We start from the raw sequence: 7,120 nt of genomic DNA on the forward strand, positions 1-7,120 counted from the left end.
TGCATCAAAAATCGCTTGATTTTTAACGAATTTTAAGTAATTATTTGCAATTTTGTTTCATCAATCTATTAAATTTCAGAAAAAATGAATGAACTGGATGACTTTGATATTTCAATTCTCAAAATATTACAGAAAAATAACCTTATTCCTCAACGTGATATTGGAGATTCTATAGGCTTATCGGCAGCGGCTGTTCAAAGACGCATCAAAAGAATGCGTGAAACAGAAGTAATTAAAGCAGATGTATCTGTAATTGATACAGAAAAGTTCAGGCATTCCGTAACCCTTATTGTAGAAGTCTTTCTGGAAAGGGATAAAATCCATCTGATTGATGAAGCACAGGCATTATTCTCTTCTGCACCAGAAGTACAGCAATGTTATTATGTAACAGGAGAATCAGATTTTGTCCTGATTATTGTAGTTCCCTCTATGAAAGAATATGAAACTCTTACCCGCAGAATATTTTACAGCAATGAAAACATTAAACATTTCAGAACCTTAGTAACAATGAATACTGTAAAGTCCGGGCTTGATGTTCCGTTGGATCTGCTATTATAAGGTTTATGTTTCAATAGGCTAAAACCGTTAAAAAACGGTTAAATTCTTTTTTTTAAAATTTTTGAAACTTTAAATTTACTAGGTTTGTAAAATATACCGTTGAGATTCAATCTTCTCACAAGTACCAAAACTTTAATTATACCTTTAAAATTATGAAAAAAAGCATACCGTTTTTTATTGTTTCAATGTTGTTGAGCCCTTTTGCAGGTGCACAGGTAAAAGATTTTGTCATTGAACCGCCTATTAAAAACAATTTACATATTTATAAAACTTTTGGAGTATTTGGAGGAAAAGAATATTCTGCCAATTCAGTATATCTTGTTACCAAAAAAGGGGTTGTTTTATTTGATGTTCCATGGGAAAAAGTACAATACCAAAGCCTGATGGATACTATTAAAAAACGTCATAACTTACCTGTTATTGCTGTATTTGCTACACACTCCCATGATGACCGTGCAGGAGATCTGAGCTTTTTCAATAATAAAGGGATTAAAACATATGCTACCACTAAAACCAATGAGTTTTTGAAAAAAGATGGAAAAGCCACTTCTACTGAAATTATCAAAACCGGAAAACCTTACCGTATTGGCGGAGAAGAATTTACCGTTGATTTTCTTGGCGAAGGACATACGGCTGATAATGTAGTGGTATGGTTTCCTAAATACAATGTTTTGGATGGCGGATGCCTTGTAAAAAGTAATTCAGCTACTGATTTAGGATATATTAAAGAGGCTAACGTAGAGCAATGGCCTAAAACGATGAATAAATTAAAAGCCAAATATTCTAAAGCAACATTAATTATTCCCGGACATGATGAATGGAAAGGCGGCGGGCATGTTGAACACACGCTAGAGCTTCTAAACAAAAAATAAATCTGATTTTTCGTAATCAATAAAAAATCCCGGATGAACAGTCATCCGGGATTTGTATTTTATAATGGATTGAGTTAATCCAGTACACTCCAACCTCTCTTCGGATTGGTATTGGTAGTAACTTCCTGTTCATTAACAATGATGTTTTCTTTTCTCTGACCGATATAATCAAGTTCACTCAGTTTAGAGAAAATAGTTTCTAAACTTCTCAGCATCTGTTGGATGTACAATAAAGGCTCACCACAATTATGGTGGTCATAATTGGTTTCCGCTACAATAGATAGCTGGTTGAGTAAAGTATGCGGGGCAATTTCACTCCACTCTAAACTATAATTCAGCATTTCTTCCAATTCTGCAGGAACCAGAAGCTGAGTTGCATTGTATAAATGAAGGGCCAATCTTGCAAAAGATTCAATTAAAAATACCGGTGGCTGGAAAGGGGTAATATTTCTGAATTGGAAATACATATCTCCAAAAGTAGTCACCATTGTGTTACAAACGAACTTCACATTTTGGGCCAGAGCCGTATTCTGGTTCTTGTGAGATGCCTTTTGGATAATCTTAAAAGCATATTGCTGAAGATTTCCAATAGATTTTGCAAAGCTGCTGTAGTAATCCACCAAAGCCGGATGACTCTGAACCGATGTACAAGGCGGAATAAAATTAGAATCTACCTGTGCAATGTTTGCCTTTAAGTCTACCTTACCAATAATCAGGTAGTTTCCTCCTGAATAGCTGCTGTTCAAAGATGTTACAGGAAGCAGTTCAATATGGTGATTCGGCTGCGCGTTCGGATGGCGTGGCGGAATTTCTTCCGGATCAATATCGCCAAAAGGAACTTTATCGAACGGATTTACAGAGATCAGAATATAATATTCACCATCGGCCTGCTCTTCACTCATTGATTTAGCCAATGATTTTACACTGATTCTTCTGTCGGTTAATTCAATACGGTAACCTGCCATGGTAACAGCGCTGCATCTTTTGATAACAAGCTGTACATCATTGGTAGCAGTATTGTGAACATCAAAAATAGTACGGTCTGTATATTCTGTAGAAATAGGCAAAAGCCCATAATTATATGTGGTAATCCCAAGTGAATTGGAATCTCTGATGGTATCAATTAAGAAATTATCCTGATCATTAAGGTGTCTTTGGGAAACCTTCATCCCATCCACCCAGTTGATTGCAAAATGTCTAATAGGCTGTATCATGTTTAATACTTTTTAATTTTTTGTGTTTATGATTTTCTTGCGACTCCCTCCTCTTCATGCTGAATGACTCTCTTACAAATCACCACTTCATTTTCGGAAATGTTATTTGCAGTGATGTCCTGGTCGAAATCTATATATTTTCTAAAACTGAAAAACGATTTTTTAGTATAAAAGATCCAATAATAAGGTTCTCTTACTTCATCGGAAAGATGGATGATAGATCCCGGATTTTTGTGGTTATAATCGTCTACCACTCTATAAAACCAGTCTCCGAAAGTGATTCCGGTTGGAAGTGTTTTAGCTTTGATTCTGAAACGGTTTGAATCTTCAAGATTTTTACTTAATTCAACATTCAGAACCATCAGACGGTCAAAATCTGCCCCTTCAAAATCCGGTAGCTTTTGCTCAGGAGAGTATCTCCATGTTTTATAAATATCAAAAGGAATACTGATAAACTGAATATAGCAATAATAAAATACCATAGGAACTACAAAGATCAGCATACTTGTAGCTGCCATCGCAGCATATCCTGTATCTCTACTCATCCAGTTGAATAACAGGGTAAACAAATATCCACCCAATGCAATACACGTCAATGAAAGTATAGATTCAAATAAAATACTCATTGCCAGAGAATCAATATGCTTTTTGAAATATTTGTGTAATAGGTTAACATGAATAATTCCAAAAATAAGGTAAATAATTTGTGCAATAAGATACCAATATGGATTAAAAAGATTTCCTGCAAATCCAAAAAAGCCTGGAAGGGCAAGACATAAGCTGCACAGAAGAACGTATACAATAATTACTTTAATTTTGATCGCAGGTTTGTTCCTCCTGATTATCCCCAGGATAAACATCATAATGATAGCGATTAAAGGCATTAAAATATACCTTAAAAAAATACCTTTTACTGAAGAAATTTCCATTTGTTTCTTTTCGAATTTATACTTTGTTGGTAGTTGTAAATATAATAAAATAATTTAGAGGAATGTAGAGTATCCAAGGCGGCTGGCATTTCTTTCATCATCCTCAAGACTGAAGGAGTATTCCAGCTTTTCTGTAACAAAATTCTCTTCTATATCTACTGTAACAGGAAGAAAATAGTCATACAGGGTTTGAAGAACTTTTCTGAACGGGTTTCCCGGGATATATTTTTTCATTTCCTCATAAGGAATCGGGCCAATGTTCACTACCCAATTTCGTTGTCCATCCATATGTCTTCCGCTAGGAATATACGTTACTCCCAACCTAGAATTCCCCAACAGCATTGAATCGTCATTTTTTTCTATTTCATCAATTACATTGGGAGAAAAAGTCACTTTAACCGGAACTTGAAGAAACGCAGTCATACACCTTTCAAACCATCTTTTATCCCCACGGATCTGGTGAAAAAAAGGAAGAATATGCATAAATATATAGGCATTCTGTCTATCCAGCATATCAATAAGCGGCCAAAGTTCACTTACTGTTTCCAGTAATGAATCTGTATTGCTTGTAATATCAAATTCAGATTCTTTAAGAAGCGCACTGATCTCTGTGAAGAACACTTCCAGCTCAAAAGGACGGAAAAACTTCCGGGCATCTTCTTCTACTCTTTTCTGCTTTCTGATCTCTCGTACAACCGTATCCACATTTTTTCTGGAAGCCCCCAGAGAAGGCGGATGAAACAACCCTTCAGGAAGATAGTCATAAATTCCTTCCCTATAACTTTCTATCGTGAATACTTCTTCATCAAAACCCAGATAACTGCTCGAAATGCTTTTAATGTCCTTAAGATAAGCACGGTCATTCACCCCGACTCTCTCAATAAATATATTGCTTACCGCCCGGTGATATTTTAAAAGATTAACAGCCACAGCCTCAGCTTTAAAGTCTGTCTGCAGCTTATTATAGTTCATATCTACTATATTATTCTCATGCATAGTGTTTCCTGTGATTATGACTTGTAAAGATAATATATCTCATAAGTTTGAAAAAATATTTTGACAATAATTTTATTTTAAAAATACTAATTTATTGACATTAAAAGGAATAATTTTCAGTAAATTCCGTAAAAATACGGTAATAAGCAAATTTGTTCAAGGTTTACAGTTCAAATTTATTCGTTCATTATCAATGAATTAGCATTTTTAGACTAAAGTTTGATGTTTGAACTTATAAACCTGTACCTTATTATTCATTACTTAAATATCCGGATAACATCACATCCAAACAAAAAATCATCCGCAAACCTAGTATAAATCCCTATTTCATTGAGATTAAATTTTATTAACATCATCCTTTATAATAAATCAGGGATTATGCATGATCATTCGGAAAGGGACCGTATCTTTGCAAACTGAAAATTGTTATTTAAAATGAAAAGTATTTATTCTAAAATTCTGATTTTAGCATTCATTTCCTCTTCACTTTATTCTTATGCGTGGGGATTAACGGGGCACAGAGTAATTGCAGATATTGCAGAAAATCACCTTTCCAGAAAGGCTAGAAGAGAAATAAAAAAAATAATGGGTAAGGAACGTCTTGCGTATTGGGCGAACTGGCCAGACTTTATCAAATCTGATACTACTGGGGTCTGGAAACAGGCTTCATCATGGCACTATGTAAACATTGATCCGCAAACTGATTTCAATGCCTTTGACCAAAACTTAAAAATGCAGGCAGGGCCAAGCCTTTACACTCAGGTTAACACCCTATCCAGCCAGATTAAAGATGAGAAGACTTCAGCAAAAGACAGAAAAATCGCTTTAATTTTCCTTATTCATATTATGGGGGATCTTGCACAGCCGTTGCATGTGGGAAGAGCAAGTGATTTGGGCGGAAATAAAATCAACGTTACCTATTTCGGGGATAAAACGAATTTACACTCTGTTTGGGACGGAAAATTAGTAGACTCTCAAAAATACAGCTACACAGAGTATTCTAAACTTTTGGATATTAAATCTAAGGAAGAAGTTGAACAAATTCAATCGGGAACATTGGAAGACTGGTTGTATGATTCTCATAAAATCGCCAACAAGATCTATGCACAGACTCCTGATGGATCAAACTTATCTTACGATTATCAGTACAAATTTAATGATACTCTTGAAAGACAGTTATTATATGGCGGATTAAGATTAGCTAAAGTTTTGAATGAGCTATTCTAGTTGAAATAAAATTCTTACAGATATGGATAAAACGGAACCCAGGTTCCGTTTTTTTTATTTAAAGTTTAAGGTTCATGGTTTAAAGAGCATGTCTTTTATTGTATCTCAGAAAATATTTAATAAAAAAATAAAACTGGTGTAACCTTTTTATGTTTCCATACGTATATTATATAGTAACTCTTTTTTGAGGAAAAAATAAATGAGACAATTAAAAATCACTAAGCAGGTTACCAACAGGGAAACTGCTTCATTAGACAAGTATTTGCAGGAAATTGGTAAAGTGGAACTGATTACTGCGGACGAGGAAGTAGAATTGGCACAAAGAATACGTGCTGGCGATAGAGCCGCATTGGAGAAATTAATTAAAGCCAACCTTCGTTTCGTAGTTTCTGTATCTAAGCAATACCAAAACCAAGGTCTTTCCTTACCCGATTTGATTAATGAAGGTAACTTAGGATTAATGAAGGCGGCAAAAAGGTACGATGAAACTAGAGGTTTCAAATTTATCTCTTATGCAGTATGGTGGATCCGTCAATCAATTTTACAGGCGTTGGCTGAACAATCAAGAATTGTAAGACTTCCGTTGAACAAAATTGGTTCCATCAATAAAATTAATAAAGCATACGCTCACCTTGAACAGGAAAATGAAAGACCACCTTCTCCGGAAGAATTGGCTGAAGTTCTTGACATGAGTGAGGAAGATATCAAAGAATCTATGAAAAACTCCGGTAGACACTTGTCTATGGACGCACCTTTAGTTGAAGGTGAAGATTCTAATCTTTATGATGTATTACGTTCAGGAGAATCTCCAAGTCCTGATAAAGATTTGATGCTTGAATCTCTTCAGATTGAAATTGAAAGAGCATTGAACACTTTAACTCCAAGAGAAGCTGACTTGGTAAGATTGTATTTTGGACTGAACGGAAAGCACCCAATGACTTTAGAGGAAATTGGTGAGACTTTCGATCTTACAAGAGAGAGAGTTCGTCAGATCAAAGAAAAAGCAATTAAGAGACTAAAACACAATACCAGAAGTAAGATCCTTAAATCTTATTTAGGTAAATAATTTTAGCGCAAACAATTTTATAGGCGGAGTCTGTTTTCAGGCTCCGTTTTTTTTATTTTTACAGGTATAAATATTAATATATTGCTTTGGCCCGGAGCTTTTGTTCTACTTTTAATTTTAATTAATCTTATTGTATATTTTTATTATAAAAATCAGCAAAATACTTTCTTTAATTACATCAAGAACAGAGATTTTACACAAATAAAAAATATTGAAACAAGTATTGACACTTATTCTAAAATCAGTTCAAAATTTATA

At 34.5% G+C, this 7,120-nt stretch carries 7 protein-coding genes; 4 read left to right on the top strand and 3 right to left on the bottom strand.

Going from position 1 to position 7,120, the window contains the following annotated elements; translation table 11 throughout:
- The first annotated feature begins 84 nt into the window (after window positions 1-84).
- Complete coding sequence (locus tag BBH99_RS06750; RefSeq protein ID WP_066693740.1) at window positions 85-558, top strand: Lrp/AsnC family transcriptional regulator; 474 nt, start codon at window positions 85-87, stop codon at window positions 556-558.
- A gap of 152 nt (window positions 559-710) precedes the next feature.
- Window positions 711-1,430, top strand: a complete 720-nt coding sequence (gene blaIND / locus BBH99_RS06755; RefSeq protein WP_066693742.1) for an IND family subclass B1 metallo-beta-lactamase — start codon at window positions 711-713, stop codon at window positions 1,428-1,430.
- Between the two features lie 74 nt (window positions 1,431-1,504).
- Here blaIND and BBH99_RS06760 read toward each other — a convergent pair whose 3' ends face one another.
- Genes BBH99_RS06760 through BBH99_RS06770 form a run of 3 tightly spaced genes read right to left on the bottom strand, consistent with a single transcriptional unit; the run spans window position 1,505 to window position 4,545 of the window.
- Entirely contained in the window at window positions 1,505-2,644 is a 1,140-nt protein-coding gene (locus BBH99_RS06760; RefSeq protein WP_066693743.1) for a hypothetical protein, read from the bottom strand.
- Window positions 2,645-2,670: 26 nt separating this feature from the next.
- The gene (locus tag BBH99_RS06765) at window positions 2,671-3,573 is read right to left on the bottom strand and encodes a TssN family type VI secretion system protein (protein WP_066693745.1); all 903 of its coding nucleotides are present in this window, start codon (window positions 3,571-3,573) and stop codon (window positions 2,671-2,673) included.
- Window positions 3,574-3,627: 54 nt separating this feature from the next.
- The gene (locus BBH99_RS06770; RefSeq protein ID WP_228390759.1) at window positions 3,628-4,545 is read right to left on the bottom strand and encodes a type VI secretion system baseplate subunit TssG; all 918 of its coding nucleotides are present in this window, start codon (window positions 4,543-4,545) and stop codon (window positions 3,628-3,630) included.
- A gap of 459 nt (window positions 4,546-5,004) precedes the next feature.
- Here BBH99_RS06770 and BBH99_RS06775 point away from each other — a divergent pair, with 459 nt between their 5' ends.
- Window positions 5,005-5,796, top strand: coding sequence for a S1/P1 nuclease (locus BBH99_RS06775; RefSeq protein WP_066693750.1), 792 nt, complete (start codon window positions 5,005-5,007; stop codon window positions 5,794-5,796).
- Window positions 5,797-5,995: 199 nt separating this feature from the next.
- Window positions 5,996-6,862 carry a sigma-70 family RNA polymerase sigma factor gene (locus tag BBH99_RS06780; RefSeq protein ID WP_002979276.1) on the top strand — a complete coding sequence of 289 codons (867 nt, stop codon included), beginning with the start codon at window positions 5,996-5,998 and terminating at the stop codon, window positions 6,860-6,862.
- Window positions 6,863-7,120 lie beyond the last annotated feature (258 nt).

Origin of the sequence: Chryseobacterium contaminans, from assembly GCF_001684955.1 — a bacterium.
Taxonomy (GTDB): Bacteria; Bacteroidota; Bacteroidia; order Flavobacteriales; family Weeksellaceae; genus Chryseobacterium; species Chryseobacterium contaminans.